The organism is Virgisporangium aurantiacum (assembly GCF_016863635.1).
Classification (GTDB): domain Bacteria; phylum Actinomycetota; class Actinomycetes; order Mycobacteriales; family Micromonosporaceae; genus Virgisporangium; species Virgisporangium aurantiacum.
The window spans coordinates 98,068-123,753 of sequence record NZ_BOPG01000061.1 but is presented as its reverse complement, the minus strand read 5'-3'; the positions used below and the strand labels follow the sequence as shown (position 1 = coordinate 123,753).

At 71.9% G+C, this 25,686-nt stretch carries 29 protein-coding genes; 22 read left to right on the top strand and 7 right to left on the bottom strand.

Annotated elements, in window-relative coordinates:
• Positions 1 to 17 precede the first annotated feature (17 nt).
• The 4 genes from Vau01_RS42210 (at position 18) to Vau01_RS42195 (ending at position 2,654) form a co-directional block, all read left to right on the top strand.
• Positions 18 to 350 carry a putative quinol monooxygenase gene (locus Vau01_RS42210; RefSeq protein WP_204005607.1) on the top strand — a complete coding sequence of 111 codons (333 nt, stop codon included), beginning with the start codon at positions 18 to 20 and terminating at the stop codon, positions 348 to 350.
• A gap of 36 nt (positions 351 to 386) precedes the next feature.
• Complete coding sequence (locus Vau01_RS42205; protein ID WP_204005606.1) at positions 387 to 923, top strand: RNA polymerase sigma factor; 537 nt, start codon at positions 387 to 389, stop codon at positions 921 to 923.
• The gene (locus tag Vau01_RS42200; protein ID WP_204005605.1) at positions 920 to 2,071 is read left to right on the top strand and encodes a YncE family protein; all 1,152 of its coding nucleotides are present in this window, start codon (positions 920 to 922) and stop codon (positions 2,069 to 2,071) included. Before Vau01_RS42205 ends, Vau01_RS42200 begins: the two co-directional genes overlap by 4 nt.
• Positions 2,072 to 2,147: 76 nt before the next feature.
• Complete coding sequence (locus Vau01_RS42195) at positions 2,148 to 2,654, top strand: hypothetical protein (protein WP_204005604.1); 507 nt, start codon at positions 2,148 to 2,150, stop codon at positions 2,652 to 2,654.
• Positions 2,655 to 2,662: 8 nt separating this feature from the next.
• Here the strand turns inward: Vau01_RS42195 and pdxR are convergent, their stop codons facing one another.
• Positions 2,663 to 4,150, bottom strand: a complete 1,488-nt coding sequence (pdxR, locus tag Vau01_RS42190; protein WP_204005603.1) for a MocR-like pyridoxine biosynthesis transcription factor PdxR — start codon at positions 4,148 to 4,150, stop codon at positions 2,663 to 2,665.
• Between pdxR and Vau01_RS42185 the strand changes: the two genes are divergently transcribed.
• Genes Vau01_RS42185 through Vau01_RS42175 form a run of 3 tightly spaced genes read left to right on the top strand, consistent with a single transcriptional unit; the run spans position 4,149 to position 8,729 of the window.
• Positions 4,149 to 5,303, top strand: coding sequence for a monodechloroaminopyrrolnitrin synthase PrnB family protein (locus Vau01_RS42185; RefSeq protein ID WP_204005601.1), 1,155 nt, complete (start codon positions 4,149 to 4,151; stop codon positions 5,301 to 5,303). The genes pdxR and Vau01_RS42185 overlap by 2 nt on opposite strands.
• Positions 5,293 to 6,402, top strand: coding sequence for an aminotransferase class V-fold PLP-dependent enzyme (locus Vau01_RS42180; RefSeq protein WP_204005599.1), 1,110 nt, complete (start codon positions 5,293 to 5,295; stop codon positions 6,400 to 6,402). Before Vau01_RS42185 ends, Vau01_RS42180 begins: the two co-directional genes overlap by 11 nt.
• An 8-nt stretch (positions 6,403 to 6,410) precedes the next feature.
• The gene (locus tag Vau01_RS42175) at positions 6,411 to 8,729 is read left to right on the top strand and encodes a beta-glucosidase family protein (protein ID WP_204005597.1); all 2,319 of its coding nucleotides are present in this window, start codon (positions 6,411 to 6,413) and stop codon (positions 8,727 to 8,729) included.
• Here the strand turns inward: Vau01_RS42175 and Vau01_RS42170 are convergent.
• Positions 8,707 to 9,159: a DUF1453 family protein gene (locus Vau01_RS42170; RefSeq protein WP_204005595.1), complete on the bottom strand. Its 453-nt coding sequence runs from the start codon at positions 9,157 to 9,159 to the stop codon at positions 8,707 to 8,709. The two genes, Vau01_RS42175 and Vau01_RS42170, sit on opposite strands and share 23 nt — an antisense overlap.
• Before the next feature lie 64 nt (positions 9,160 to 9,223).
• On the opposite strand from Vau01_RS42170, the gene Vau01_RS42165 reads away from it, so the two are divergent.
• Genes Vau01_RS42165 through Vau01_RS42145 form a run of 5 tightly spaced genes read left to right on the top strand, consistent with a single transcriptional unit; the run spans position 9,224 to position 11,433 of the window.
• Entirely contained in the window at positions 9,224 to 9,880 is a 657-nt protein-coding gene (locus tag Vau01_RS42165) for a TetR/AcrR family transcriptional regulator (protein WP_204005593.1), read from the top strand.
• Positions 9,877 to 10,053, top strand: a complete 177-nt coding sequence (locus Vau01_RS42160; protein ID WP_204005591.1) for a hypothetical protein — start codon at positions 9,877 to 9,879, stop codon at positions 10,051 to 10,053. Before Vau01_RS42165 ends, Vau01_RS42160 begins: the two co-directional genes overlap by 4 nt.
• The gene (locus Vau01_RS42155; protein ID WP_204005589.1) at positions 10,050 to 10,424 is read left to right on the top strand and encodes a hypothetical protein; all 375 of its coding nucleotides are present in this window, start codon (positions 10,050 to 10,052) and stop codon (positions 10,422 to 10,424) included. Before Vau01_RS42160 ends, Vau01_RS42155 begins: the two co-directional genes overlap by 4 nt.
• 11 nt (positions 10,425 to 10,435) lie before the next feature.
• Positions 10,436 to 10,756 (top strand): PadR family transcriptional regulator, encoded by a 321-nt coding sequence (locus Vau01_RS42150; protein WP_204005588.1) that lies wholly within the window; start codon positions 10,436 to 10,438, stop codon positions 10,754 to 10,756.
• Positions 10,753 to 11,433 carry a hypothetical protein gene (locus Vau01_RS42145; protein WP_204005587.1) on the top strand — a complete coding sequence of 227 codons (681 nt, stop codon included), beginning with the start codon at positions 10,753 to 10,755 and terminating at the stop codon, positions 11,431 to 11,433. Before Vau01_RS42150 ends, Vau01_RS42145 begins: the two co-directional genes overlap by 4 nt.
• Before the next feature lie 266 nt (positions 11,434 to 11,699).
• Here the strand turns inward: Vau01_RS42145 and Vau01_RS42140 are convergent, their stop codons facing one another.
• A complete protein-coding gene (locus Vau01_RS42140) occupies positions 11,700 to 12,488 on the bottom strand; it encodes a TrmH family RNA methyltransferase (protein ID WP_204005586.1) in 789 nt (262 codons plus the stop codon).
• A 38-nt stretch (positions 12,489 to 12,526) separates the two neighbouring features.
• On the opposite strand from Vau01_RS42140, the gene Vau01_RS42135 reads away from it, so the two are divergent.
• Complete coding sequence (locus Vau01_RS42135) at positions 12,527 to 13,339, top strand: TrmH family RNA methyltransferase (RefSeq protein WP_373320383.1); 813 nt, start codon at positions 12,527 to 12,529, stop codon at positions 13,337 to 13,339.
• A gap of 469 nt (positions 13,340 to 13,808) precedes the next feature.
• Here Vau01_RS42135 and Vau01_RS42130 read toward each other — a convergent pair whose 3' ends face one another.
• Positions 13,809 to 14,255, bottom strand: a complete 447-nt coding sequence (locus Vau01_RS42130) for an Hsp20/alpha crystallin family protein (protein ID WP_204005584.1) — start codon at positions 14,253 to 14,255, stop codon at positions 13,809 to 13,811.
• A gap of 114 nt (positions 14,256 to 14,369) precedes the next feature.
• On the opposite strand from Vau01_RS42130, the gene Vau01_RS42125 reads away from it, so the two are divergent.
• The gene (locus Vau01_RS42125; RefSeq protein WP_204005583.1) at positions 14,370 to 14,966 is read left to right on the top strand and encodes a type III effector protein; all 597 of its coding nucleotides are present in this window, start codon (positions 14,370 to 14,372) and stop codon (positions 14,964 to 14,966) included.
• Positions 14,967 to 15,069: 103 nt separating this feature from the next.
• Positions 15,070 to 15,777 (top strand): universal stress protein, encoded by a 708-nt coding sequence (locus tag Vau01_RS42120; RefSeq protein ID WP_204005582.1) that lies wholly within the window; start codon positions 15,070 to 15,072, stop codon positions 15,775 to 15,777.
• A gap of 18 nt (positions 15,778 to 15,795) precedes the next feature.
• Here Vau01_RS42120 and Vau01_RS42115 read toward each other — a convergent pair whose 3' ends face one another.
• Positions 15,796 to 16,995, bottom strand: coding sequence for an ABC transporter substrate-binding protein (locus tag Vau01_RS42115; protein ID WP_204005580.1), 1,200 nt, complete (start codon positions 16,993 to 16,995; stop codon positions 15,796 to 15,798).
• A 110-nt stretch (positions 16,996 to 17,105) separates the two neighbouring features.
• The gene (locus tag Vau01_RS42110) at positions 17,106 to 17,927 is read right to left on the bottom strand and encodes a PaaX family transcriptional regulator (RefSeq protein WP_239152290.1); all 822 of its coding nucleotides are present in this window, start codon (positions 17,925 to 17,927) and stop codon (positions 17,106 to 17,108) included.
• 156 nt (positions 17,928 to 18,083) lie between these two features.
• On the opposite strand from Vau01_RS42110, the gene Vau01_RS42105 reads away from it, so the two are divergent.
• From Vau01_RS42105 to Vau01_RS42075, 7 genes are read left to right on the top strand one after another with little or no spacing between them, the layout of a single operon-like run.
• Positions 18,084 to 19,241 carry an ABC transporter substrate-binding protein gene (locus Vau01_RS42105; RefSeq protein ID WP_239152289.1) on the top strand — a complete coding sequence of 386 codons (1,158 nt, stop codon included), beginning with the start codon at positions 18,084 to 18,086 and terminating at the stop codon, positions 19,239 to 19,241.
• Positions 19,242 to 19,244: 3 nt separating this feature from the next.
• Positions 19,245 to 20,012 (top strand): ABC transporter ATP-binding protein, encoded by a 768-nt coding sequence (locus Vau01_RS42100; protein ID WP_204005578.1) that lies wholly within the window; start codon positions 19,245 to 19,247, stop codon positions 20,010 to 20,012.
• The gene (locus Vau01_RS42095; RefSeq protein ID WP_204005577.1) at positions 20,009 to 20,674 is read left to right on the top strand and encodes an ABC transporter ATP-binding protein; all 666 of its coding nucleotides are present in this window, start codon (positions 20,009 to 20,011) and stop codon (positions 20,672 to 20,674) included. Before Vau01_RS42100 ends, Vau01_RS42095 begins: the two co-directional genes overlap by 4 nt.
• Positions 20,671 to 21,531, top strand: coding sequence for a branched-chain amino acid ABC transporter permease (locus Vau01_RS42090; protein ID WP_204005576.1), 861 nt, complete (start codon positions 20,671 to 20,673; stop codon positions 21,529 to 21,531). The genes Vau01_RS42095 and Vau01_RS42090 overlap by 4 nt, the downstream gene beginning before the upstream one ends.
• Positions 21,528 to 22,484: a branched-chain amino acid ABC transporter permease gene (locus Vau01_RS42085; RefSeq protein WP_239152288.1), complete on the top strand. Its 957-nt coding sequence runs from the start codon at positions 21,528 to 21,530 to the stop codon at positions 22,482 to 22,484. Before Vau01_RS42090 ends, Vau01_RS42085 begins: the two co-directional genes overlap by 4 nt.
• A complete protein-coding gene (locus tag Vau01_RS42080) occupies positions 22,481 to 23,356 on the top strand; it encodes an amidohydrolase family protein (protein WP_444546050.1) in 876 nt (291 codons plus the stop codon). Before Vau01_RS42085 ends, Vau01_RS42080 begins: the two co-directional genes overlap by 4 nt.
• Positions 23,349 to 24,806 carry an acyl-CoA synthetase gene (locus tag Vau01_RS42075; RefSeq protein WP_204005575.1) on the top strand — a complete coding sequence of 486 codons (1,458 nt, stop codon included), beginning with the start codon at positions 23,349 to 23,351 and terminating at the stop codon, positions 24,804 to 24,806. The genes Vau01_RS42080 and Vau01_RS42075 overlap by 8 nt, the downstream gene beginning before the upstream one ends.
• Here the strand turns inward: Vau01_RS42075 and Vau01_RS42070 are convergent.
• The gene (locus Vau01_RS42070) at positions 24,787 to 25,545 is read right to left on the bottom strand and encodes a condensation domain-containing protein (protein ID WP_204005574.1); all 759 of its coding nucleotides are present in this window, start codon (positions 25,543 to 25,545) and stop codon (positions 24,787 to 24,789) included. The genes Vau01_RS42075 and Vau01_RS42070 overlap by 20 nt on opposite strands.
• Positions 25,546 to 25,686: the final 141 nt, after the last annotated feature.

The window sequence follows — 25,686 nt, the reverse complement described above, 5'->3', positions numbered from 1 at the left end:
CACGGAAAGGTCCACCCATGATCTTCATTACCGCCAAGTTCCGGATCAGGCCCGAGCACGCCGACCGCTGGCCGGAGATCTCGCGCGAGTTCACGCTCGCCACCCGGGCGGAGCCGGGCTGCCTGTGGTTCGACTGGTCCCGCAGCCTCGACGACCCCACCGAGTACGTGCTGGTCGAGGCGTTCCGCGACGACGAGGCCGGCGGTGCGCACGTCCGCTCGGAGCATTTCGCCACCGCGACCGCGACCCTCCCGACATACCTCGCCGAGACGCCGCGCATCGTCAACGTCACCGTGCCGCAGAGCGACTGGTCGGAACTCGGCGAGATGGCCGTGCCGGAAAGCGAATAGCCGGGAACGGATTACGGGCGCCGGGCGTGTACCCACGTGACATCCCCCGCGACCGATGAGAAGGCCCTCGAAACGGAGACCGACTTCGAGGGGTTCTACAAGGCCGAGGTCGACCGGGTCTACCGCGCGCTGGTGGTGACCCTCGGCGACCGCGACCTGGCCCGCGAGGCCACCGACGAGGCGATGGCGCGCGCGTACGCCCGGTGGCGAACGGTCTCGGCACACGACAACCCCGGCGGCTGGGTCTTCCGGGTCGGGCTCAACTGGGCCACGTCGTGGTGGCGCAAGGTCCGCCGGGAACGGCCTCTTTTCGTGGACGCCGATGCAGTGGACGCCGATGCGGCACACGCCTACTCCGCGGCGCCCGATCCGGCGGGCCTGGCGGCGTTCGCCGCGTTGCAGGCGCAACCGCGCGCGTTCCGGGCGGTGGTGGTCTGTCGTGTCCTGTTAGGACTATCCACAGTGGAGACAGCCGCCGTCCTCGGTGTCGCGGAGGGAACCGTCAAGAGCCGGCTGGCGCGGGCGCTGGCCGGCCTGCGCGAGACGTTGACGACCGAGGAGCGTGAGCCGTGAACGACATTCCCTCCGACCTGGCCGAGGCCGTACGACACGCCGCCGAGGTGGTGCCCGACGAGCGGCACAGCCTCGCCGACGTGCACCGGCGGCGCCGGCGGCACCAACGGCGTCGCGTCGGCACCGTGGCCGGCGTCGCGGCGGTGGCCGTCGCCGCCGGCGCCGCGGGCGTCCCGTTGCTGTCGCACCGGTCCGGGCCGGCGCCCGAACCGTTCGCGACCGCCTCGGCCACCGTTCCGGCCGGCCCCGCGCAACGCCTGCTGCTCACCAACGCCTACCAGGTCGTCGGCAACGTCGGCGTGCGCGGGCCGCAGGGCGTCGGAGAGGTCGACGCCGCCGGAAAGCTCGTCGGCCATCCCGTGGTGGGCGTCGACGCCGCGGACTCCGTCATCGGCCTGCCGGACGGGCGGCTGGTGATGCTCGGTCCCCACGACCTCAAGCCCGGGGTGGCCCGCGAGGACGGGGTGAACGTCACCGACCTCGAGTTCGTGCTCGTCGTCACCACGCCGGCCGCGCCCGGACCGGCGTACCACGTCAACGTCCGTACCGTCGGCGAGTCGGTGCGGCTCATCGGTGCCACGGCCACCGGCGCGTACCTGCTGCGCGACGGGAAGCGGGTGGTGTTCCACGAGTTCGGCTCCGGCGCCGAGCAGAAACTGGCGGCCGCGTCCGCCGCCGTGGTGAACACGAACCTCGGTGACGATCCCGGCCAGTTCGACGTGTCGGTGCAGGGCGGCCGCCTGCTGTTCAGCGGCGTGGCCGACGACGGGTCGGCCCAGGTGCGGGTGCACGACCTCGCCACGGGCGCCGACCTGCTCGGCGGGCCGGTCACGGTCGGCGCGCCGGGCACCGCCGTCCGGGCCGTCCGGCTCTCCCCCGACGGCCGCCACGTCGCCGTGGGGCTCTCCCGTCTCGGCGCCGACCGGACCGACTTCATCCTGGCCACGGTCCCCGTCGCGGCGAGGCCGCGGCCGCGGAGCACGGTGCTCGGGAGCACCGGCGACAACCGCAACACGCCCGGCGACATCCAGGGCATCGCGTTCACCGACGACCGCACCGTGCGGGTCGCCTGGTACGTGCTCCCGCCCGGCGCCGACCGCGTGTACGACCTCGCCGAGGTCCTGAAGGTCAACACCGCCACGGTCTGACTGGCACCAATCAGGGATTCCGGCATCGGCCGTATCCGTGAGGCTTCGAGGCACACTCACGATCGAGGAGCCAACGATGTCCTACGGATACGGCCAGCCCCAGTACGCCGCGTACGCGCCGCCGCCTTATGGCCAAGCCCGCCGGTCGGCTCCGCCGGGGGTGCACGTCCTCGCGATCCTGCAGTACCTCGCCGGTCTCCTGACCCTCGGCGTCGCCGCCCTGTTCGCCTGGGCCGCGGTCGTGTTCGCCAACGGCACCTACGAGGACTTCTCCGGCACCCCGATCGCCGACGACCTGATCGACAGCGAGGGCGCCGCCGTGGTGCTCGGTGTCATCGCCGGCACCGTCGCGTTCTTCGGCCTGATCACGATCTTCCTGGGCCGCAAGCTCCAGCGCGGACGCCAGTGGGCCCGGGTCATCGTGCTCATGCTGAGCATCATCAGCCTGCTGAGCCTGGCGGCCTCGATCGCGCTGACCCAGCGGGTCGACGTCTCGGTCGCGAGCGTGGCGTACCCCGTGCTGTGCCTGATCCTGCTGAACACGAGCGCCGCCCGATCCTGGTTCCGCTACCGCACCTGGTGATGCCGACCTCAGGACGCCCGCAGCGGTTGGACGATCGCCGCGATGCGCTTGGCGGCGTCGCGTAACCGGCCGGGTGGGTGGGCGGCGTAGCCGATCACGAAGCCCGGCACTCCGGGGCGCTGGCGGTGCCACGACAACGGATGCACCAGCACCCCCGCGGCGCGCACCTTGTCGACCAGATCCGTGTCGGCCATGCCCGCCAGGTCGGGTAGCTGGATCATCAGGTGCAGGCCGGCCGCCGCTCCCCGCACGCGGGAGAACGGCAGTTCCTGGCGCAGCGCGGTGAGCAGGGCGTCGCGGCGGGCCTTGTGCCGGGCCCGCACCAGCCGGACGTGACGGGCGAACTCGCCGGTCGCCAGCATCCGGGCGAACACCAGTTGCGGGATCGCCGGGCTGCCCAGGTCGCTGGCGTGCTTCGCCACCACCAGCTGCTCGTAGAGCCGTCGCGGCGGCAGCAGCCAGCCCAGGCGCATGCCGGGCGCCAGCGTCTTGGAGGTGCTGCCGGCGTACGCCACCCGGTCGGGGGCCGACGCCTTCAGCGCCGGGACCGGCGCCCGGTCGTAGCGGTACTCGGCGTCGTAGTCGTCCTCGATCACGAGGCCGTCGCCGGCGGCCCAGTCGAGCAGCGCGCGGCGGCGGTCGGGGGTCATCACGACGCCGGTCGGGAACTGGTGGGCCGGCGTCACGAACACGTTGCGCAGGCCGGAGGCGACCAGGTCGGTCACGCGGAGCCCGTGGTCGTCGACCGGCACGGGTTCCGGCGTGAGACCCCAGTGGGCCAGCTGGTCGCGGGCGCCGCGGGAACCGGGATCCTCCATCCCGATCGTGGTCGTGCCGGCGGCGCGCAGCACCCGCGCGAGCAGCGCCAGCGCCTGCGCCACCCCGGCGACGATGATGATGTCGTCGGGGTCCGCGCGGATCCCGCGACTGCGGGCGAGCCACCCCGCCACCTCCTGGCGCAGCACCGGCGCACCGCGCGGGTCGCCGTAGCCGAGGTCGGTGGGCCCCGCCGAGGCGAGCACGGCCCGTTCGGCGCGCAGCCACATCGCGCGGGGGAACAGGGACAGATCGGGCACGCCGGGCGAAAGATCCACCAGCGCGGTCGGTCGCTGGGGCAACAGCGGCACCGCCGGGTCCGTCGTCGGTTGGCCGGATTCCGGTGACGCGGTGAGCGGCGTCACCACCGTCCCGACGCCCGCCCGCGCGGTGACCACACCCTCGTCCGTCAGCCGGCGGAACGCCTCGACCACGACGCCGCGCGAGATGCGCAGCTCCTGCGCGAGCTCCCGGGTGGCCGGCAACCGCTGGCCGGCGGGCAGCCGCCCGTCGTCGATCGCGGTCCGGATCGCCCCGGCCAGCCAGGTGGTCAGGCCCTTCGGCGGCGCGTCGGCCGGCCGGAGCTGCAGGAAGTCGGTCCCGAGGCTGGATTGGTCCACTTCAAATGCCTGTCTGTGGTACTGGTAGTGGTCCACACTCTGGATCACGATGGTAGACATGGCCAACCCTGCGGTCTCCCCCGAGGTGAGCTCGGAGTTCGAGCGTTGGCTCGACGGCGAGTTCGTCGAGCTCAACACCCAGCTCGAGGAGGCGTACTTCCGGGCACACGTCGAGATCGTGCGCGGCGATCCCGACCTCGACGCCCGCAGAGAGGCGATCCTGTTCGACGGCGCGAAGTTCGCCGCCGCCGTGCTCGACGCGGGCGACCTGCCGACCGATCCGGTGGCCCGCTACCAGCTGCTCGGCTCGGTGGGCGGCTATCTCGCGTCGTGCCGCCGGCACCAGATCGACAAGGGTCATGCCGAGGTGCTCGCCCCCGCCTGGACGCTGGCCTGGACGCTCGCGGCCCCGCTCGGCGTGGCGCCGCGCTACGTGTTCGCGCACCAGTGCCTGTACGGGCACCGGCTGTTCACGTCGCTCGACGACGAGCGGATCTTCGTCACCTACAACGCGCTCGGCGTGCTGGCCTACCGGCGGGCCGCGCACGCGCTGCGGCAGATCCCGCCGATGGGCGTGGCCGCGCCGATGGCCGGCTACCTGCTCGCCGACGCCCGGAGCGCGCTCGACGACGTGCTCCGGTTCAACACCCAACTCGCCGCCGAACTCGACGTCGACCGGTTCTTCTACAACGTGCGCCCGTACTTCAAGTCGTACCGGGTCGGCACGGCCGAGTACCGCGGCGCCAACGCGGGCGACTTCGCCGGGATCAACGAGATCGACCTGCTGCTCGGCCTGTGCCGCCGCGACGACCCGTTCTACGGCCGGATCCTCACCGAGAAGGCGCCGTACGTGCCGCCGGAGGACCAGGAGCCGCTCAAGGCCGCGGGCACCGGCGAGTCGATCCTCGCGCAGTTCCAGCGGGCCGGGCGCACGGATCAGGTGCGCGAGAACGCCCGGATCTTCCTCGACGTGTGCCGCCTGCACGGCGCGGCCTACTCGTTCCACCACAACCGGCTGGTGCGTCCGTTCCTGGTGGAGCCGGCCGAGCACGCCCCGGACGCCGAGGACCTCACCGCGAGCGGCCCGCCGCTGCCGGTCGTCCTCGAATTTCTGGAACGGCTCGGTGACCTGCGCGCGGCGCGCAACCGGCCGGGGTTGGCCACCGCGCACGGTGACCTCGCCCGGCTCCGGGAGTCGCTCGATGCGGCCTGACGCCTTCCGCGGCCGCTTCCCCGGCCTGGCCACGATGACCCACCTGGCCTCGTGCAGCCAGGGCGCGCTCAGCGACGCGGTGGCCGGCGCCCTCGGCGAGTTCCAGAGCGCGCTCGTCGAGCACGGCAACCCGTGGCACGTGTGGATGGACCGCATCGACGAGGCGCGCCGGAGGTTCGCCGCCTTCATCGGCGCGCACGACGACGAGGTGGCGATCGTGCCGTGCGCGTCGGACGGCGCGTTCCAGGTGGTGTCGGGGCTCCGCGAGCCGGAGATCGTCTCCTGCGACCTGGAGTTTCCCTCGGTGGGCCAGGTGTGGCACGCGCAGCGGTCCGCGTCCGTGCGGATGGCGCCGCTCGACGGCGCCGGTTTCGCCACCGCCGAGGGCTTCGCGACGGTGATCGACGACTCGACCTCGCTGGTGTCGGTGCCGCTGGTCAGCTACCGGCACGGGCAGCGGCTGCCGGTGAAGGACGTCGTCGGGCTGGCCCGGGAGCACGGCGCGCAGGTGTTCGTCGACGCGTACCAGGCGGCCGGTGTGGTGGCCGTCGACGTGCGCGAGCTCGACTGCGACTACCTGGTCAGCGGCGCGCTGAAGTACCTGCTCGGGGTGCCCGGCATCGCGTTCCTGTACGTGCGGCGCGGCACCGCGCGCGATCTCGACCCGCAGCTGACCGGCTGGTTCGGCCGGGTGGACCCGTTCGCGTTCGACCCGACCGGGGTCGACTTCCCGCCCGGCGCCCGGCGGTACGAGACCGGCACGCCGTCGGTCGTCGCCGCCTACGCGGCCGCGGCCGGTCTCGACCTCCTGTCGGGCCTGGACGGCCCGGCCGTGCACCGGCATGTCGTCGAGATCACCGGAAAGCTCCACGCCGGGTTGGCCGCCGACGGCGAGCGGATCGGCTCACCCGCCGGCGACGACTCGCGCGGCCCGATGGTCGCGCTGTACGACGACGATCCCGCGAAGCTCGCGGCGTACCTCGCGGCCCGACGCATCGTCACCAGCCCCCGGGGCGACTTTCTGCGCCTGTCGGTGCACTACTACACCGACGACTCCGATGTCGACGCCGTCGTGCGGGCGGTCGCCGAATACCGTTAACTGTCGGCATGGACCTCGCGGAAAAGGTCGCGCTGCTCACCGGCGCGAGCATGTTCACGCTCGCCACCGATCCGGAACTGCGGCTGTCCGACGGTCCCACCGGCGTACGCGGGCTGAAGTTCCACGGCGGGCCGGTGGTGGCCCTGCTGCCGAACGCGACGCTCATCGCGTCCGCGTGGAGCGAGGACACCGCGTACGAGGTGGGCACGATCCTCGCCGGTGAGGCGGCCCGGCTGGGCATCCACGTGGTGCTCGGTCCGACGATCAACCTGCACCGCACGGCGCTGGGCGGCCGGCTCTTCGAGGCGTACTCCGAAGACCCGTTGCTCACCGGCAAGCTCGCCGCCGCGTACGTGCGCGGGCTGCAGGAGAACGGCGTCGGCGCCACGCTCAAGCACCTGGTGGCCAACGAGTCGGAGACCGACCGGCACACCGTCGACAGCGTGGTCGACGAGGCGACGCTGCGCGAGGTGTACCTGTTGCCGTTCGAGATCGCCGTCGAGGAGGCCGACGCGTGGTCGATGATGGCGGCCTACAACGACGTCAACGGCGTCGCCGCCACCGAGCACGACCACGTGAACAACCGCATCGTCAAGGGCGAGTGGGGCTACCGCGGCCTCATCATGTCGGACTGGTTCGCCACGAAGACCACGGCGGCGTCCGCGAACGGCGGCCTCGACCTGGTGATGCCCGGCCCGAACGGCCCGTGGGGCGACGCGCTGGTGAAAGCCGTGCGCGACGGCCTGGTCAAAGAGTCCACAGTGGACGATCACCTGGATCGGTTGCGGTTGCTGGCGTCCCGCGTGTCCCTTGAAGCGACCCCCGGCCCCGACCCCGACCACCCGACCCGCCGTCAGCAGCTGACCCGGATCGCCGCCCGCGGCATGACCGTGCTCACCAACAACGGCGCGCTGCCGCTGGCCCGCGACCGGTCGGTGGCGCTGATCGGGCGGCACGCGGTGGCCACGGTCTGCATGGGCGGCGGCTCGGCGCAGGTGAACCCGCCGTACCAGGTCAGCGTCGCCGAGGGCCTGGCCGCCGAACTGGGCGACGTCGAGGTGGTCGACGGGGTCGAGGTGCGCGAGCGTCCGGTCACCGCGCGGGGGTTCGTCACCACCGCCGACCACCGGCCCGGCGTGACGGTCACGCTGCGCGGGGCCGACGGCGCCGTCGTCGAGGTGCGGTACGCGCCCGACGCCACCACGGTCGTGGGCATGGACGACGACTTCGACACCCCGGTCGCCACGATCACGTTCACCGGCACGGTCAGCGCCGGCGGCGCGGCGGAGCTCGGCACGTTCGGCGTCGGCGACTGGACTCTTTTGCACGAGTCGTATTCGCTGCGGGCGTCGCGGGGCGGGTTCGGCGAGGAGATCCTCGCTCCGCCGTCGCGCACGTTCGTCGCGCCGCTCGATGACGCCGCGGTGGTCGAGGCCACGGTCACGCTCGCCGGCAGCGAGGGCCCGATGGCGGGCTTCGGCCGGTTCGGGCTCATCGCCCGTCCGGCGCCGCGGCCGGTCGCGGCCGTGATCGATGACGCGGTGAGCGCGGCCCGCCGTGCCGACGTCGCCGTGGTGGTGGTCGGTACCACCGAGGAGCAGGAGACCGAGGCGGTCGACAAGTCCACGCTGCGGCTGCCCGGTGAGCAGGACGCGCTGGTGTCGGCGGTCGCCGCCGCCTCGAAACAGACCGTGGTCGTGGTGAACGCGGCGACGCCCGTCCTGATGCCCTGGCTGGGCGAGGTCGACGCGGTGCTGTGGGCCGGCCTCCCCGGCCAGGAGGGCGGTCACGCGGTGGCGGCGGCGCTGCTCGGCGTCGTCGAACCGGCCGGCCGCCTGGTGACGACGTTCCCCGCCGCCGACGGCGCCGCGCCCGCCTGGTCGGTGACGCCGGTCGACGGCAAACTCCCGTACGCCGAGGGCCCGTTCCTCGGCTACCGCGGCCACTTCGCCAAGCGGGCACCCGAGCCGCTCTTCTGGTTCGGCCACGGCCTCGGCTACGGAACCTGGCGCTACGACGACGTGACGCTCTCCCGCGACCCGCTCGCCGTGTCGGTGACCGTCTCGAACACCTCGACGCAGACCAGCCGCGAGGTGGTGCAGGTCTACTTCGAGCCGGCCGAAACCGACCAGCCGGTGCGCCTGGTCGGCTGGCGGGCCGTCGAGGTGGTGCCGGGCGGGTCCGTCACCGTCGTGATCGAGCCCGACGCCCGGATGTGGCGCCGCTGGGACACCGATGCGAACCGCTGGGACCGGTTGCGGCCGGGCGGCCACCTCCTGGTCGCCCGTTCGCTCGACGACGTGGTCAAACGGTTGCCGCTGTCCTGACCCAGGTGCGCCCGCCCAGCGTCACCAGCTCACCGAGCAGGCTGACCCCGACCGACAGCGTCACCGGCCGGACCTCCGCCCGCACTCCCCCACGCACCGCCAGCCACCCGAGCCCCGCACCGACGGCGATCGACGCGGCCCAGGCCACGATCGTCCACGCGCTGTACCGCTGCCACAACGCGCCGTTCCGGACGAACAACCGCACCGTGCCGCCCCGAACCGCACCCAGCACCATGCCGGCCAGCGCCGAGCCGACCACCCAGACCACCTCGCGCACGCTCACCGGCCCGGCCCGCACCACGGCGTACCCGCCGACCGCCACCAGCACGACCGGCGGCACCAGCAGGTCGCGGGCCACCAGCGGCTCGCCCAGGAACCGCTTCACCACGAGCACCACGACCGCCACCGCGACCAGAACCGACAACCACATCTCGACCTCCTATTTAGCACGGCGATGCTAAAACAAAGTAGCACGGTCGTGCTACAAAGGAACGGTGCCGAAGATCGTGGACCCGGACGCCCGCCGCCGGGCGGTCACCGACGCCGTCTTCCGCGTCATCAGCCGCGACGGCCTGGAGGCGGCCTCGCTGCGCCGGATCGCCGACGAGGCCGGCCTGGCGATCGGCTCGGTCCGGCACTATTTCGCCAGCCACACCGAGCTGACGGTGTTCGCGCTCGCCGCCCTCCGCACCCGGATGACCGAGCGCATCCTGCGCCACGTCGACCGCCTCGCCGGCGCCGACCCGGCCCCGCCCCGCGAGGTCGCCGAGGCGGTCCTGGCCGAGTTCCTCCCGCTCGACGAGGCCCGGCACCAGGAGACCGTGGTGTGGCTCGCCTTCGTCACGGCGGCCCGCACCCGCCCCGAACTCCACGACGAGTCGACCCGCCTGCACGAGGGCACCCGCCAGGTGGTCCGCCGGGTCGTCGACCGCGCCGCGTCACTGGGCCGCGTCGCCGACGATTTCGACCCGGCCCTGGAGACCGAACGCCTGGCCGCCCTCCTCGACGGCCTGGCGATGAGCGCCGTCCTCCACCCCGACCTGGTCACCCCCGCGACGATGCGCCGGATCCTCACCCACCACCTCGACACCCTCCGAACGCCGGAACGGGGTAGTACTGACGTTCGAGAAACCGGTACGATGCGACCATGACCATGAGGGCCCGGGGGGAGCACCCGGTCACCGCGACCATGGCGACCAACGAGGAGCGCGCGCAGGCCCGCGAGCGCTTCCGCAGCAAGCTGGCCGAGGCCGAGCGGCGCGCCACGCCCGAGAAGCGGGCCGAACTCCGGGCCGCGCTCGGGTTCTCCTCTCCGGCGCCGTGAACTCCCTGGTCCTCGACACCTCGGCGATCATCGCGTACGCCACGGGCTCGGTCGACGTCGGCGAGCCGATCTCCGAGGTCAACGACGCGGGAGGTGTGGTCGTCGTCCCGGTGGTATGCCTGGTCGAAGCAGCACGGGAGGTCGACGACGGCATGCTGCACGTGCTCGCCGAGCACCCCGCCTCCGATCTTGAGCCCCTGGCCGACGACGGGTGGCCGATGGCCGCCGCCACCACGCGCATGCTCGGCCGGCTCGACCTGGCCGTGGCCCTGATCGCCGCCGCCTCCGGTGGCGGCTTCGTCCTCACCGGCGAGCCCGAGGCCTACGGCACCCTCGGCGAAGATGTGGTCATCCCGCTCACCCCTATGTAAGAATTCTGCTTATGCGAGTGACCCTCGGTGTCGCGGTCGTGCTGCGGATCTTTCTCGACGATGTCGCCCAGCCGCGCTACGGGTACGAGCTCATGCAGCGGACCGGCTTCGCCAGCGGGAAGCTGTACCCGATCCTGGCGAGGCTGGAGGCGTCCGGCTGGCTCGAGGGAGAGTTCGAGGCCGGCGATCCCGCGACCCTCGGCCGGCCGCAGCGCCGGTGGTACCGGTTGACCGATCATGGCGTGGCATCGGCCCGCCACGAGTTGGCGCGGCTGCACGCCCAGCTGTCCCCGTCGCCGGCGCCGTTGCGGCCGCAGGTGGGTCCGGCGTGATCGCCCGGGTCGGCTGGTTTCTCGCCGCGTCCGTGATGTGGACCGTCCTGCTCGGCGACGGAGCGCAGCTCACCTCGGTTCGCGGAGCGGCGGCCTGGTTCGTGCACGCTCCGCTGAGTCTCCTCGCCGGGTTCGCGCTGATCGAACTGGGGTTGATCGTGGCCGGCCGGTACAGCGCCCGCGCCCGGGCGCGGATCGACCTGCAGCTGCACGCCGCCCTGCGGCGCGCGGCCGACCGCCTTCCGGCCGACCGGCGAGCCGCCTACCTGCGCGAGTGGGAGGGCGAACTGCACGCGATCCTGCAAGGGCCACCGGTGGCCCGGGTGTGGCCGGCCCTGCGGTACGTCGCCGGGCTGCGGCGGGCGGCGCCGGCGATCGCGCGGGTGCTGGACCCGGGCCGGCCCGCCGGTCGGCTCCGGGCGGCCGGCCGGGGTGCACGCGCCTTCGCGCTCGGCGTCGTACTGATCCCGCTCGTGACGTCGGTGGTTCTCCTGTTCGTGGCGCTGATCGTCGTTGGCATGCTGCTGGTCGCGGTCTGGGCCGCCGCCGTCGCGACAACCGGTCGCCGGGCGTTCCGGGAGACGTTCGTGCGCGGCTGCCGCCGCACCGGGCTGTGCCTGTTCGGCTGGCCCGCCGCAGACGACGCCCCCGGCGAGCAGACCATCCTGTCCCTGTGACACTCACACTTGCCGATCGGTCGCCCGCGCGACCCGGTGCCGGGTGTACCCCGGTTTGCGGATCTTGGACTCGTTGCGGGGCTGTAGCACCTCGTGCAATCCAAGATCCGGAAACGTGCGAACCATTGTCGCGCCGACAGACCGACCACTGGGTGATTTGCGCGGTTTGACGGGCTTGCGCATGCCCAGTTTGCGGATCTTGGAATTCTATGGTCGTAATGACAGCAATAAGCATCCAAGATCCGGAAAGGCGCGGGCGACCTGCGTCAGGGGTGGTTCAGTTCGTAGAGGAGCAGGGCGGCGGCGACGGCCAGGTTCAGGGACTCGGCGGTGCCGACCATCGGGATGCGGACCCGGCGGTCGGCCCGCGCCAGGGCGTCGGCGGGTAGGCCGTTGCCCTCGGAGCCGAGCAGCACCGCGACCGGCCTCGGGTACGCCGTGCTCCAGTGTTCGTCCTCCGCCCGGCCCGACGTGGCCACGACGGTGACGCCGTGGCCGGCGGCCCAGCCGAAGAAGGCGTCGAGGGTCGGCGTGTGGGCGAGGTCGACGGCGAAGAGCGACCCCATGCTCGCCTTGACCGCCGACGGCGCGAACGGGTCGGTGGTGTCGCCGATCAGCACGACGCCGGCGGCGCCGGCCGCGTCGGCGGTGCGGATGATCGTGCCGAGGTTGCCGGGGTTGCCGACCTCGTGCAGCGCGACGAACACCCCGTCGACCGGGAACGTGTCGAGGCCGCCGAGGCGACCCTGGACGATCGCGGCCAGCCCCGGTGCGCCGTCGCGCTCGGAGATGCGTAGGAAGAGCTCGCCGCTGAGGCGGGCCACCCGCGTGCCCCGGGCCTCCTGCTCCTCGACCATCCGCATCGCGGGTGATCCGGCGAGCAGGTCCGGCGCCACGATCAGGGTCTCCACCCCGGCGCCGGCCTCGACGGCGCGCCAGACGGGCTGCACGCCGTCCACGAAAAATACGCCCTCGCGGCGACGGTGTCTGCGGTCCGCGAGCAGCCGGACCCGCTTCACCAAGGGGTTCGCCGCGCTCGTGATAACTTCCGCCAACACCGCTCCTCTCGAACAAAAGATCCTGGAGAACGTGAATGCCGAGCCTGCAGCCCATCGGGGCCCAGCACCCGAAGGTCCGCCAGGTGCAATCTATCCAGCGCAACTCGGCGCCGAACCCGCACCGCCTGTTCATCGCCGAGGGGCTGTGGGCGCACAACCTGCTGCTCGAGCACGACATCCCGATCGACACGTTCTTCTGGTCGCCCGAGGCGGCGTACGGCGACGAGGCGCACAAGCGGGCGGAGGAACTCGCGCACCGGGCGTACAACGCCTACGAGATCTCCGCGAAGACGCTGGAGCGCATCTCCGAGCGCGACCGTCCCGACGGCCTGCTCTCGCTGGCGCCGCTCCCGCAGTGGGACCCGGAGAACCTGGACCTGCCGCCGGACGCCCTGGTGATGGTCGCCGACGGGATGGAGATCCCGGGCAACCTCGGCACGCTGATCCGCACCCTCGACGCCTGCCGGGTCGACTGCCTGATCCTCACCAACCGCCGCACCCGGCTGACCCACCCGAAGGTGTTCCGGGCGAGCCAGGGCATGGTGCTGACCACCCCGATCGTCGAGTTCGAGCAGCCCGAGGGCGCGATCGCCTGGCTCCGGGCGAACAACTTCGACATCTTCCTCGCCGACACCGACGACGCGAAGAACTACCGCCGCCACCGCTACGGCGGGCGGCGCACGGCGTTCGTGCTGGGCGCCGAGCGGTACGGCATCCCGAAGGCCTGGTACCAACCGGAGTTCAAGCGGGTGTTCGTCCCCATGCTGGGCAAGGCGGACTCGCTGAACGTGTCGGTGTCGGCGGCGGTGCTGCTCTACGAGGCGCGGGCGCAGAAGGAGCAGTGGTGAAGCGGGCCCCGGTCGGATCGACCGGGGCCCGCCGATGTCTTCAGTTGAGGATCGCCGCCGGACCTGTGCGCCGCTGCGCGGGCGGGTCCGTCATGGGAACGCCGCGAGGTTTCCTGTCCGGCCCGGACGATCATGAGGTATCGCAGATCTTCAGGTCGTGAAGCATCACCCCCTTCCGGTCGGGCGGAGAGCGCTGCCGGCAGTACCACCGACGCGCCGGCGCCGGGAGCCTGGTACGCAAGGTCTTCGGGGGCCACGGCCCCGGCGACCCCGGCCGAGCGGCCGGACGGTCGCCGGGAGTGGCCGGTGCGGCCGGCGGGGGCGGTGCGGGCGGCTCCGGCCAAGCCGCGGCCACGATCGCGTCGAACTCCGCGCGCAGCAAGTCGTCATCGTGGAGGACCGCGTCGAGGAAGGCGTCGCGGGTCAGGGTCCGCATCGTGGTCACCCCCGTTCACACCGCGTCAGGCGGTCAGGCGTCGATGGACCGCGGAGCCTTGCTCCCCTCGACCGCCACCTGCACCTTGCGGGGCTTCGCCTGCTCGGCCACCGGGATGCGCACGACCAGCACGCCGTTGTCGTACTTGGCCTGGATCCGGTTGGTGTCGAGGGCGTCACCGAGGAACAGCTGGCGGGAGAACACGCCGTACGGGCGCTCGGTGACGTGCGCCTGGGCGCCGTCCGGCAGATCGAGCGGGCGCCGCTCGGCCTTCACCGTGAGCACGTTGCGCTCGATGTCGAGGTCGATGGCGTCCGGCGACACGCCGGGCAGATCGAAGGCGACGACGAACTCGTCACCGTTGCGGTAGGCATCGAGCGGCATCGACGTGGGACGCGACCACGTGCCGGCCGGCGTTCCGCCGAAGAAGTGCTGGGTCAACCGGTCGAGCTCCCGGAACGGGTCAGTGCGCATCAACATCGTTCCACCTCCCGAATCGTCGAACCTGTCGGGTCAATGCGCTTGATTCCGTTGTAGCATGTCATCGAAACGATGACAACCGGAACGTCATCGAAGATACGACTGAGGTGTGTGATGCACGATGCGACCCCGCTCGCGCGCGTGCTCGACGCGTCCACCGATCCCCTGGCCGCCCTCGCCGCGCTCCGCGCCCTCCGCGACCACCTCGACGCCCGCGAACCCGAGCTGATCGCCGCCGCCCGCGCCGCCGGGGTCAACTGGGCCGACCTCGCGCCCGTGCTCGGTGTCGCCAGCCGGCAGGCCGCCGAGCGCCGCTACCTGCGGCTGCGCCGGCCGCGGACGGGCGAGGCGGGGCTCACCGGCGACGAACGGGTGCTGGCCGAGCGCGACCGCCGGGCCGGCGACCGCGCGGTGACCGCCTGGGCCCGGTCGAACGGCGCCGACCTGCGCCAACTGGCCGGCCAGATCAGCGCGCTCACCGACCTCGGCCCCGACGCCCAGCCCAGCCTCGACCGGCTGCACGCCGCCCTCGGCGACGCCGACGCCACCGCGCTCCCCGATCTGCTCGCCCACGCCGAGGAGCACCTGCCCGCCGCGTGGGCCGAGCGGGTGCGGGCGGTCGGCGAGCAGATCGACGAGGTGCGGAGCAATACACATCGCGAACGGATCGACCACCGGAGGACGGCAGAATTGGCAGATGGTTCCAGTTAGGAACCGTCGCGCACGGCAACCTCGGCGTGCGAGTCTGGTTGAGGGCACGCGAGGCGGGTGAAGGGCGGCGCCGATGATCTCTACCGGCATACACTCCGACATCGTGATCGGCGTCGATGGCACAGCACCGAGTTGGGACGCCCTCTACTGGGCGGCCCGCGAGGCGCAGCGCCGGAGGGCCCGGCTACGGGTGGTGTTCGTCGACACCACCGAGCCGTCCGATCCCGCGCTTGCCAGCCGGAAGCTCGCCCACATGGTCACCGACGCGCGGCAACTGGAGCCGTCGGTGCGGGTCAGCGGAATGATCGTCGACGGCGACGCGGCCGAAGCGTTGAGCCTGGCGTCGTCGGGCGCGGCCCTCCTCGTCGTGGGCGATGAGGGAGAACCCGGCCGCACGCCGCTGGGCCGGGCCGGTCGCACGGTCGCCGACGCCTCGGCGGTGCCGGTGGTGGTGGTCCGGGGGCAGCTGCCGCCCGACCACAGCCCGGTGGTCGTGGGCGCCGACGGATCCGCCGGTACGCAGTCGGCGGTGGGGCTCGCGTTCGAGGAGGCCGGCATGCGCGGCTGCCCGCTGATCGCGGTCTCGTCGGCCGGCGCCGAACTCGACGAGTCGCTGGCACCGTGGCGCGACAAGTTCCCCCGGGTGCCGGTCCGCACCACCACGATCGAGGCCGAACCGACGCCCGCGCTGCTCGCCCTGTCGAGGCGGGCGCAACTGGTGGTGCTCGGCCACGGCGACGACGACCTGCTGGGCCCGGTGCCGAGCAGCATGCTCGACAGCGCACACTGCCCGGTGCTGATCAGCGCCTGACGTCGTTCACCGCATCGTTCACCGCATCGCGGCGGGGAACTGCGACTTCGCCCAGTCGGTGGGGATCAGGGCGCCCCCGTCGACCTTGTTGACCGAGATGAAGTCGCTCGTCAGCCCGTTGTGGTCGGTCTTGGAGTAGGCGTAGTAGCCGTTCGGCGTCACCAGCCTGATGTTCTCCAGCGCGTCCCGGACCTTGGCCCGGTCGATGCTCTTCGCCTGCTTCGCGGCGGCCGCGATCAGCTGGACGGCGCTGTAGCCGTCCTGGGCGAACTGCGGCGGCGCGTACTTGTAGAGCGCCCGGAACGACCGCGACAGGCTGGCGATCACCTCCTTCTGCTCGCCCTCGGGCAGGTAGGACCCGACGACGCCGATCGAACTGGCGATCGTCAGTCCCTCGGCGGCGGAGCCGGCCGGGTCGAGGAACAGCCGGCTGGCCTGCGCGCCGGTCATCACCAGCGGCAGGGCGAGCTTCGAGGTGGCGTACTGCTTGGTGGCCGTCACGGCGGGCGGGCCGGTGGCCCACACCGTCAGGACCTGCGCGCCCGAGTTCTTCACCCGGTTGAAGATCGCCGTGAAGTCGGAGATGCCGGTCTGGAACTCCTCGCTGGCCACCAGCGTGAGGCCGTAGTACCCGGCCTTGTCCCGCATGCCGATCAGCCCGGCGGTGGCGTACGAGCTGCGGCCGTCGAAGGCGACGGCGATCTTCTTGAGGTTCATCGCCTGGAAGTACTGCAGCAGGCGGTCGGCGTACTGGGCCGAGGTGGCGGGCACCACGAACGTGTGGGGCCGGATCGGCTTCACCTGCTCGTCGGCCGGTGCCAGCGACACGTACGGGATGCGGGCGTCCTCGGCCAACGGGATCGTCGCCAGCGCGGAGTTGGAGAACGCCGACCCGATGACGACGTCGACGCCGCCCTTGATGTCGTTGAAGGCGAGCGCCGACTGGTTGGGCTCGCTGCGGTCGTCACGCACCTGGAGCTCGATGGGGCGGCCGAGCACGCCGCCGGCCGTGTTGATCTCCTCGACGGCCAGCTCGACGGCCTTCTTGTGGTCGCGCCCGAGCTGCTCGTAGTTGCCGGTGAGCGGGGCGATCATGCCGATGCGGTACGGCCGGCTCCCGTCCTTGCCGGCACCGTCTCCGCCCGCACTGTCGTCGCCGCATCCGGCGGTGGCGACCACGACGGCGAGCAGCACGGACAGGGGCAGTAACCGGCGCACGAGATACCTCCGTGTACCTGCGCGGATGACAAGCGCGCCGGATGTTACCGGGAGTTCATCGACCGTTCGAGAGGGTGAACGGTCCATACAACCGCGCCCGATCGGACCCGTCAGAGTTCGCGCATATCGAGTAGAGTCGCCGCCTGCGCGCGGGCCGGCTCCTCCAGCGCACCGGCCAACCGGTGGAACGTGGCCTGCGCCCGCACCGCCGGCCAGTCGTCGGGCAGGTGCCGCACCGGCAGGCGCGGGTCGCGCCGGATCACGCGCAGCCAGTCCCCCACCACCAGCAGCCGGCTGGTCAGCGGGTCGGCGAGCGCCGGCAGCACCCGCTCCCACCGGTCCAGGAACGCGTGGTACCGGGCGGCCAGCCCGTCGAGGTCGTACGCGTCACCGATCAGTTGGCGCACGTCGGTCACCTCGTCGGCCTGGGCGCGGAAGACGCGCACGTGCGCGTCCAGGCCGAGGCCGCTGACCACGGCGCGCACCTCCACGTGGCCCGGCGCGATCCACAGGCCGCCCTGCAGCGGACCGAACCCGGCCCACGCCAGTTGCGACCGCAGCCCGTGCCGCTCGCGCTGCCACGCCTCGGGCAGCGAGAAGCAGAGCAGCGTCCAAGTGCCGTCCCAGTTGTCGTTCACCGCGCCGGTCTGCCAGATGCGACGCTGGCCGTCGCGCAGGATCTCGACCGCCCGCGGGGTGAGGCCGAAGTACATGCGACGCCCGTCGCGGCGGCGCTGGAGCAGGCCGCGGTTCACCATGCGGGCCAGCGTCGAGCGGGTGGCGTGCTCGGAGACGCCCAGCCGACCGAGCACGTCGATGGCGCTGCCGGAGAAGAGACTCCGGTCTCTACCGAGGATGTGGTCGCCGAAGAGCAGCAGCAGAACGAGTTGGGGACGCAACGCGGCCGCCTCGGGCGCCGCAACGCTTGTCACGCGCCGAACATAGTTGCGGGACGCGATATTCGGCAACCTCTTGACGGCTGCAACATCCGCGCCTAACTATGGTGCGGAACACAGCCCCGGTCACCCCTCCTTTTCGTACCGGAGGAACTCGTGCGCCGCCTCCTGCCCTTAGCGTTCACACTCACATTGGCCGTAGCAACCGCCGCCTGCGGCTCCGACTCATCCGACAACTCCGGTGGCGACGCCGGCCCGATCAAGGTCGGGCTGATCGTCTCGCTCACCGGCAACTACTCGTCCCTCGGCACCGAGGACAAGAAGGCCGTCGACCTCGCCGTCGAGGAGATCAACGCGGCGGGCGGCGTCGCCGGCCGCAAGATCGAAACCACGGTCAAGGACGACAAGAGCCAGCCCGATCAGTCCGTGCTCGCCTTCAACGAGATCAAGGGTGACGTCGACGCGGTCATCGGATCGCCCTTCTCCAACTCCGCGCTGGCGACCATCCCGCTCGTCGACCGGGAAGAGATCCCCTACATCTCGCTCACCCCGGCCGACGAACAGGTCAACCCCGTGCACCCGTACGTGTTCGTGGTGCCGGCCACCTCGGCCACCTACGCCGAGCGGATGCTCCAGTACTTCCAGGGCACCAACGTCAGCAAGCTCGCGATCGCCTACGACACCAAGAGTTCCTATGCGGTGGCGGGGTTCCGGGGCATGCAGGCGAAGGCCGGACAGTACGGCGTCACGCTCGTCGCCACCGAGGAGTTCCAGACCACCACCACCGAGTTCAGCGCGGTGTTCGCGAAGGTGCGCTCGTCGGGCGCGCAGGCGCTCACCGTCTGGGCCACCGGTCCTCCGGCGGTCGCGTTCACCAAGCAGTACGCCACCGCCGGCGCGGGCGTCCCGTTGATGCTCACCGGCGCGCAGGCGAGCAAGCTGTTCCTCGACCCGGCCGGTCCGGCCGCCGAGGGCGTCACCCTGTCCAGCTCGATCGGCGTGATCGGCCCGTCCCTGCCCGACGGGCCGCAGAAGGACGCCGTCACCAAGCTGCACTCGGCGTTCCAGGCCAAGTACGGCTACCCGCCGCCGCAGTTCGCGCAGGACGGTTACAGCGGCGTCAAGCTGCTCGCCGCCGCGATCGAGAAGGCCAAGGGCGCCGACAAGAAGAAGGTCCGCGACGCGCTGGAGACGCTCGACCTGGTGACGCCGAACGGCCGCTACGTCTACTCGAAGACCGACCACAGTGGGCTGAAGCCCGACTTCATCGCCGTGAACACGGTCAAGGGCGGCCAGTTCGTGCCGACCGAGTGGACGAAGTCGCAGCTGGCAAAGATCTCCGGCAAGTAAGTCGTGCTGACACTCGCCGGCGTCTCCCGGTCCTTCGGCGGTGTCTATGCCGTCCGCGACGTCGACCTCGACGTCGCGGACGGCGAATTGCGCGGGATCATCGGGCCCAACGGCGCCGGCAAGTCCACGCTGTTCAACGTGATCGGCGGCCAGCTCGCCGCCGACAGCGGCACGGTGACGTTCGGCGGCACCCGGATCGACCGGTTGCCGCCGCACCGTCGCGCCGCGCTGGGCATCGCGGTGGTGTTCCAGGGCGCCCGCATCTTCCGCGGGATGACCGCGCTGGAGAACGTGATGGTCGGCGCGCACGCGTCGTTCGACTCCGGCTTCCTCTCCGCGGTACTGCGCCTGCCGCGGCACTTCCGGGCCGAGCGCGCGATCCGGTCCCGCGCGGTGGAATGCCTGGAGCGCACCGGACTCGCCGACTGGGCCGACCGGCCGGCCGAGGCGCTGCCGCTGGGCCAGCAGCGGGCGCTGCAGGTCGCCCGCGCGCTGTGCGGGCAGCCGAAGCTGCTGCTGCTCGACGAGCCGGCGTCGGGGCTGCGCGCCGCCGAGCGCGAGCGGCTGTCCGTCCTCATCGGACAGTTGCATGTGGACGGTCTCACCATGCTGCTGGTCGAGCACGACGTCGGGTTCGTGATGCGGCTGGTCGACCGCGTCACCGTCCTCGACCTGGGCGCGGTCATCGCGGACGGCACGGCGGCCGAGGTGCGAGCGGACCCCAAGGTGGTCGCGGCGTACCTGGGGAAGACCTCGGAGGTGACCACATGATCGCGGTCGAAGGCCTCGTGGTCCGGTACGGGGCGGCCACCGCGCTCGACGGGGTGGACCTGTACGTCGACGCCGGCGAGCTCGTCGCGCTCATCGGACCGAACGGCGCCGGGAAGTCCACGCTCGTCAACACGCTCGCCGGGATCGTGCGGCCGGCTGCCGGTCGGTACGAGGTGCGGGGCCGGATCGCCGTGGTGCCCGAGGGCCGGGAGGTGTTCCCCGACCTGAGCGTCGACGACAACCTGCGGCTCGGCGGCTGGCGCAACGGGCGGCGCGGGCGGGACACGTCGGCGATCTACGAGCTGTTGCCCGACCTGGTGCGGGTGCGGCGGCAGAAGGCCGGCCTGCTGTCCGGCGGTCAGCAGCAGATGGTCAGCGTGGGGCGGGCGTTGATGGCCCGCCCCGACGTGCTGGTGGTCGACGAGCTGTCGCTCGGGCTGGCGCCGCTCGTGGTGGCCGACCTCGTCACGCACCTGCGCGAGCTCAACGCGTCCCGCGGCATCGCCGTGCTGCTCATCGAGCAGAACGCGCGGCTCGCGCTGGAGCTGTGCATGCGGGCGTACGTGCTGGAGGCGGGCCGGATCGTCCTCCACGGACCGTCGGCGGAACTGGCCGGTTCCTCCGCCGTCGCGGCGGCGTATCTCGGCGGAGCGACCACGTGAGCCAGTTCCTCGCCTATGTGCTCACCGGGCTCGGCATCGGTGCCGGGTATGCGTTGGTGGGCAGCGGCCTGGTGGCGATCTACCGGGTCACCCACGTGGTCAACTTCGCGCAGGGCGCGTTCGCGGTCGTCGCGGCGCTGTCGGCGTCGAGCCTGCTCGCCTCCGGGGTGCCGCACGTCGCCGCCGAGGGGCTCGCGGTCGTGGTCGGTGCGGTCGTCGGGCTCCTCGTCGGCCTGGTGGCGATCGGCAAGCCGGGCACCACGCCGGCCGCTTCGCTGATCGTCACGTTGGGGCTGGGCGTGTTCGCGTACGCGGTCGAGGTGCTCGTCTGGGGCGACCAGCCGCGCTCGTTCCCCGGGATCCCGGGCGCACTGTCCATCGGGGACGCCCGGGTGCCGTGGCAGTACCTGTTCGTCGTCGCGGTGACGGTTCCGGTCTTCGCGGCGATGGCGGTGTTCTTCGCGCGCACCGACGTGGGCAAGGCGCTGTCGGCGTGCGCGTCGAACCCGCACGCCGCGCGGATCGTGGGCATCGACGTCACCCGGATGGGCCTGGTGGCGTTCGCGCTCGGCGGCGCGCTCGGCGGCCTGGCCGGGGTGCTCGTCACGCCCGCGCAGCAGGTGACGTTCGACAGCGACGTCACGCTGATCGTCAACGGGTTCGCGGCGGCGATCATCGGCGGGCTGACCCGGCCGGCGGTCACGCTCGCGGGCGGGCTGCTGCTCGGCGTCGCGCAGACCCTCATCGCCGGGTGGGGCGGCGGGGCGTACCAGTTGGAGGTGGCGTTGCTGCTGATGCTCGCGGTCATGATCGTGCAGTCCGCGCGGCGGGTCGGCGTGGTCGAGGAGGTCACGTGAAAGCGCTGGCCGCCGTGGTCGTGGTGCTGCTCGTGGTGCCGGCGGTGCTGCCGGAGAAGCACCTCGCGGTGTTCATCCTGCTGGTGCTCGCGGCGATCGTCGTCGCCGGGCTCTCGTTGCTGATGGGCTACGCCGGTCAGGTGTCCCTCGGGCAGGCGTCGTTCTACGCGATCGGCGCCTACACCGCCGGTCTCCTGTCGACGCACGGCACCGCCCCGGTCCTGGGCCTGCTCGCCGCGCCGCTGGTCGCCGCCACGGCCGCGTTCCTCATCGGCCTGCCGCTGCTGCGACTGCGCGGCCACGCGCTGGCGTTCGCGACGCTCGCGATGCAGCTGATCCTGCTGTCGCTGCTGTCGAAGGGCGACTGGGCCGGCGGCGCGATCGGCCTGCAGGGCATCCCCCGGCTGTCGGTCGGCGGGTTCGAGTTCCGCGAGGACGTCGAGTACGCCTACCTCGCCGTCGCGGCGCTGGCGGTGACGCTCGTGGTCACCCGTCACCTCATCGACTCGCGGGCCGGGCGCGGGCTGCGGGCGCTGGCCACGAGCGAGACCGCGGCCGGCGCGAGCGGCGTGCCGGTGGGCCGCTACCGGCTCGCGGTGTTCGCCCTGTCGGCGGCCATGGCCGGGCTCGCCGGCGGCATCTACTGCTACTACCTCGGCTATCTCGGGCCGGCGTCGTTCCCGGTGCTGCTCTCGATCGAGTTCGTGGTGATGGCCGTGGTCGGCGGGCTGGGCACGATCGTGGGTCCGGTCGTCGGCGCCGCCGCGATCACGGTGCTGGTGCAGGTGCTCACCAACATCGGCACGCGGCCGGGGATGCCCGAGTACGCGCCGAGCGTGCTGTCGTACGCGGTCTACGCGTTGCTGCTCGTGCTCGTCGTGCTGTTCCTGCCGCGCGGTATCGTGCCCGCGATCGACCGACTGCGCCCCCGTCCGAAAGTTGCGGCGAAGTGATCAACCTGGACGACATCGTCGCCATCGACATGCACACGCACGCGGAGGTCTCCCGCGACGGGCACCCGTCACTGCCACCGTCCCTCATGGACGGTTCGGCCGCGCACTTCAAGGTGGCCGGTGAGCGGAAGCCGTCGATCGCCGACATCGCCGCCTACTACCGCGAGCGGCGGATGGCCGCGGTGGTGTTCACGGTGGACGCCGAAACCGCCACCGGGCACCCGCCGGTGTCCAGCGACGAGGTGGCCGAGGAGTGCGCGAAGCACGCCGACGTGCTGATCCCGTTCGCGAGCGTGGATCCGCACGGCCGGGACGCCGTCGCGGCCGCGGCCAGGCTGGCGGCGCTGCCGAACGTGAAGGGGTTCAAGTTCCACCCGAGCATCCAGGCGTTCCACCCCGACGACCGCGCGGTGTACCCGGTGTACGAGGTGCTGCAGGAGCACGGCATGGTCGCGCTGTTCCACAGTGGACAGACCGGGATCGGCGCCGGCCTGCCCGGCGGTGGCGGCATCCGGCTCAAGTACTCGAACCCGCTCGCCCTCGACGACGTGGCGGCCGACTTCCCCGGCCTGAAGATCGTGATCGCGCACCCGTCGTTCCCGTGGCAGGACGAGGCGCTCGCCGTGGCCACGCACAAGCCGACCGTCCACATCGACCTGTCGGGCTGGTCGCCGAAGTACTTCCCGCCGCAACTGGTGCGGTACGCCAACACGCTGCTGAAGGACAAGGTGCTGTTCGGGTCCGACTACCCGGTGCTGACGCCGGACCGCTGGCTCAGGGACTTCGACACCCTCGACATCAAGCCGGACGTGCGGCCCCGCATCCTGAAGGACAACGCCGCGCGACTGTTGGGACTGGTGCCGGATGCGTAACCACGGGGTGGGATCGTGGGCGGCCCGGCGGGCGCGGATGTCGCCGCACTGGGTGGCCGTGGTGCACGACGGTCGCGAGTGGACGTTCGCCGAGGTCTCCTCGCGCGCCAACGCCATGGCACACGTGCTCGCCGAGCGCGGCGTGACGAAGGGGGACCGGGTCGCCTACCTCGGCCCGAACCACCCGGCGTTCCTGGAGACGTTGTTCGCCACCGGCCTCCTGGGCGCGATCTTCGTGCCGCTGAACACCCGCCTCGCCGCCCCGGAACTCGCGTACATCCTCGCCGACAGCGGCGCCGCTGTGCTCGTCCACGCGCCTTTGTCCATTGTGGACGATCTCCGCGACGTCCCCGCGCGCCTCGCCCTCGACGGCCTCGATCTCGATGACGCACCCGCAGATCCGCTCGACGTCGACGTGGCCGACACCGACGTCTGCATGATCATGTTCACCTCCGGCACCACCGGACGCCCCAAGGGCGCGATGCTCACCCACGCCAACATCGCGTGGAACTCGGTGAACCTGCTGCTCGACATCGACCTCACGAGCACCGAGGTGACGCTCGTGAACGCGCCGATGTTCCACGTCGCCGCGCTGAACATGACCGTGCTGCCGACGTTCCTCAAGGGGGGCAGGTCGGTGCTCATGAGCGCGTTCGACCCCGCCGCCACGCTGGAGCTGATCGAGCGGTACGGCGTGACGTACACGTTCGGCGTGCCGGCGCAGTACCAGATGCTCGCCCGGTCACCGGGCTGGGACGCGGCCGACCTGTCGTCGCTGCGCTCCGTGTCGTGCGGCGGCGCGCCCGTTCCCGCCGCGCTGATCGAGACCTACCAACGACGCGGCCTGACGTTCCTGCAGGGCTACGGGTTGTCGGAGGCCGCACCCGGCGTGACGTACCTGCGCGCCGACGACAGCGCCCGGAAGGCGGGCTCGGCCGGCACGTCGGTGTTCTTCGGCGACGTGCGCGTGGTGCGCGCCGACGGGTCCATTGTGGACACCGGCGAGCCCGGCGAGATCCTCACCGAGGGGCCGAACGTGATGGCCGGCTACTGGGGGCTGCCCGACGCGACCGCCGAGGTCCTCTCCCCCGACGGGTGGCTGCGCACCGGCGACATCGCGGTGCTCGACGACGAGGGCTTCGCCTACATCCGCGACCGGGTCAAGGATCTGATCATCTCGGGCGGCGAGAACATCTATCCGGCGGAGGTCGAGGACGCGCTCTACGCGCACCCGGCGGTGGCCGAGTGCGCGGTGGTCGGCGTGCCCGACGAGAAGTGGGGCGAGGTCGGGCGGGCGTTCGTGGTGCTCGCCTCGCCGGCCGACCCGGCGGAACTGCTCGACTTCCTCGCCGGACGCATCGCGAAGTACAAGGTGCCGAAGTCGGTGGTGTTCGTGGACTCGTTGCCGCGCACCGGATCCGGCAAGGTCCTCAAGAAGCGACTGCGGTGATCCGTCCGTTTCGTGAGCAGGACGGCGGCCCTGACGGGCCGCCGTCCTGTCCCGATCCCGGAGTCGTGCCTGCCGGACGGGGCGCCTCCCCGCGCTGATCCATCCGGCCGACCCGGGTCGTCGGTAGGTTCGCCGCACCTCCGCCTACGATCCGGTGCCGGTCGCACGGCACGCGGTGTTCGTAGTCGGGGAACCGCAGGCGCACCTGTGTCGCGGCGGTGGCCGCCCGGTACGCCTCGAACAGGTCGTCGAGCAGGCGGCCCGTCGACGTCCCGTCGCAGAGGACGTGGTGCATGCTCAGGCCCAGCATCCGTTCGCGCTCGGCCAGCCGCAGCAGCACCGCGCGGAGGAACGGCGGCCGGGCCAGGTTGAACGGCCGTTCGAGCACCGTCGCCAGCACCGCCCGGGCGCGGTCGAGCCGCTGGGCGGAATCCACCCCCCGCAGGTCGATCAGGTCCAACGGGGCACCCACCGGCTCCACCTGCTGTCGACGCCTGCGGTTGACCATCACCGTGGTCAACCGCAGGGCGTCGTGCCGCTCGAGAACGTCGGTGAGTGCGGCCGCCAAAGCGATCGGATTCACGTCGCCGGTCAGGCGGAACGTGAACCCGTGCACCGATGCGACGCTGTCGTGGGTGGCGCGGTCCATGGTCCAGACCAGTTCCCGGACCGGTGCGGCGGGCGGCGTCCAGGTAGGCGGCAGGACGCTGTGATCCAGGGCAAGTTGATCCAGAGACATGGGTGGCTACCTCCGGCGGCGGGAGCGCTCCCATGGGAGCGCTCCCAAGGGATTCTGCCCGTGTTACGGGGAGGTGTCAACATCGGTTCGGGTTCGGACACACGGTCGTCGGCGAGTCGTTACCGACACGCCGTCGGACGT

What these genes read in the sequence shown, in the direction of transcription:
- Vau01_RS42210 (WP_204005607.1), top strand. Translation starts at nt 18, where the DNA reads ATGATCTTCATTACCGCCAAGTTCCGGATCAGGCCCGAGCACGCCGAC.
- Vau01_RS42195 (WP_204005604.1), top strand. Translation starts at nt 2,148, where the DNA reads ATGTCCTACGGATACGGCCAGCCCCAGTACGCCGCGTACGCGCCGCCG.
- Vau01_RS42185 (WP_204005601.1), top strand. Translation starts at nt 4,149, where the DNA reads ATGGCCAACCCTGCGGTCTCCCCCGAGGTGAGCTCGGAGTTCGAGCGT.
- pdxR (WP_204005603.1), bottom strand. Translation starts at nt 4,150, where the DNA reads ATGTCTACCATCGTGATCCAGAGTGTGGACCACTACCAGTACCACAGA.
- Vau01_RS42180 (WP_204005599.1), top strand. Translation starts at nt 5,293, where the DNA reads ATGCGGCCTGACGCCTTCCGCGGCCGCTTCCCCGGCCTGGCCACGATG.
- Vau01_RS42175 (WP_204005597.1), top strand. Translation starts at nt 6,411, where the DNA reads ATGGACCTCGCGGAAAAGGTCGCGCTGCTCACCGGCGCGAGCATGTTC.
- Vau01_RS42170 (WP_204005595.1), bottom strand. Translation starts at nt 9,159, where the DNA reads ATGTGGTTGTCGGTTCTGGTCGCGGTGGCGGTCGTGGTGCTCGTGGTG.
- Vau01_RS42160 (WP_204005591.1), top strand. Translation starts at nt 9,877, where the DNA reads ATGACCATGAGGGCCCGGGGGGAGCACCCGGTCACCGCGACCATGGCG.
- Vau01_RS42150 (WP_204005588.1), top strand. Translation starts at nt 10,436, where the DNA reads ATGCGAGTGACCCTCGGTGTCGCGGTCGTGCTGCGGATCTTTCTCGAC.
- Vau01_RS42135 (WP_373320383.1), top strand. Translation starts at nt 12,527, where the DNA reads ATGCCGAGCCTGCAGCCCATCGGGGCCCAGCACCCGAAGGTCCGCCAG.
- Vau01_RS42130 (WP_204005584.1), bottom strand. Translation starts at nt 14,255, where the DNA reads ATGTTGATGCGCACTGACCCGTTCCGGGAGCTCGACCGGTTGACCCAG.
- Vau01_RS42125 (WP_204005583.1), top strand. Translation starts at nt 14,370, where the DNA reads ATGCACGATGCGACCCCGCTCGCGCGCGTGCTCGACGCGTCCACCGAT.
- Vau01_RS42095 (WP_204005577.1), top strand. Translation starts at nt 20,009, where the DNA reads ATGATCGCGGTCGAAGGCCTCGTGGTCCGGTACGGGGCGGCCACCGCG.
- Vau01_RS42075 (WP_204005575.1), top strand. Translation starts at nt 23,349, where the DNA reads ATGCGTAACCACGGGGTGGGATCGTGGGCGGCCCGGCGGGCGCGGATG.
- Vau01_RS42070 (WP_204005574.1), bottom strand. Translation starts at nt 25,545, where the DNA reads ATGTCTCTGGATCAACTTGCCCTGGATCACAGCGTCCTGCCGCCTACC.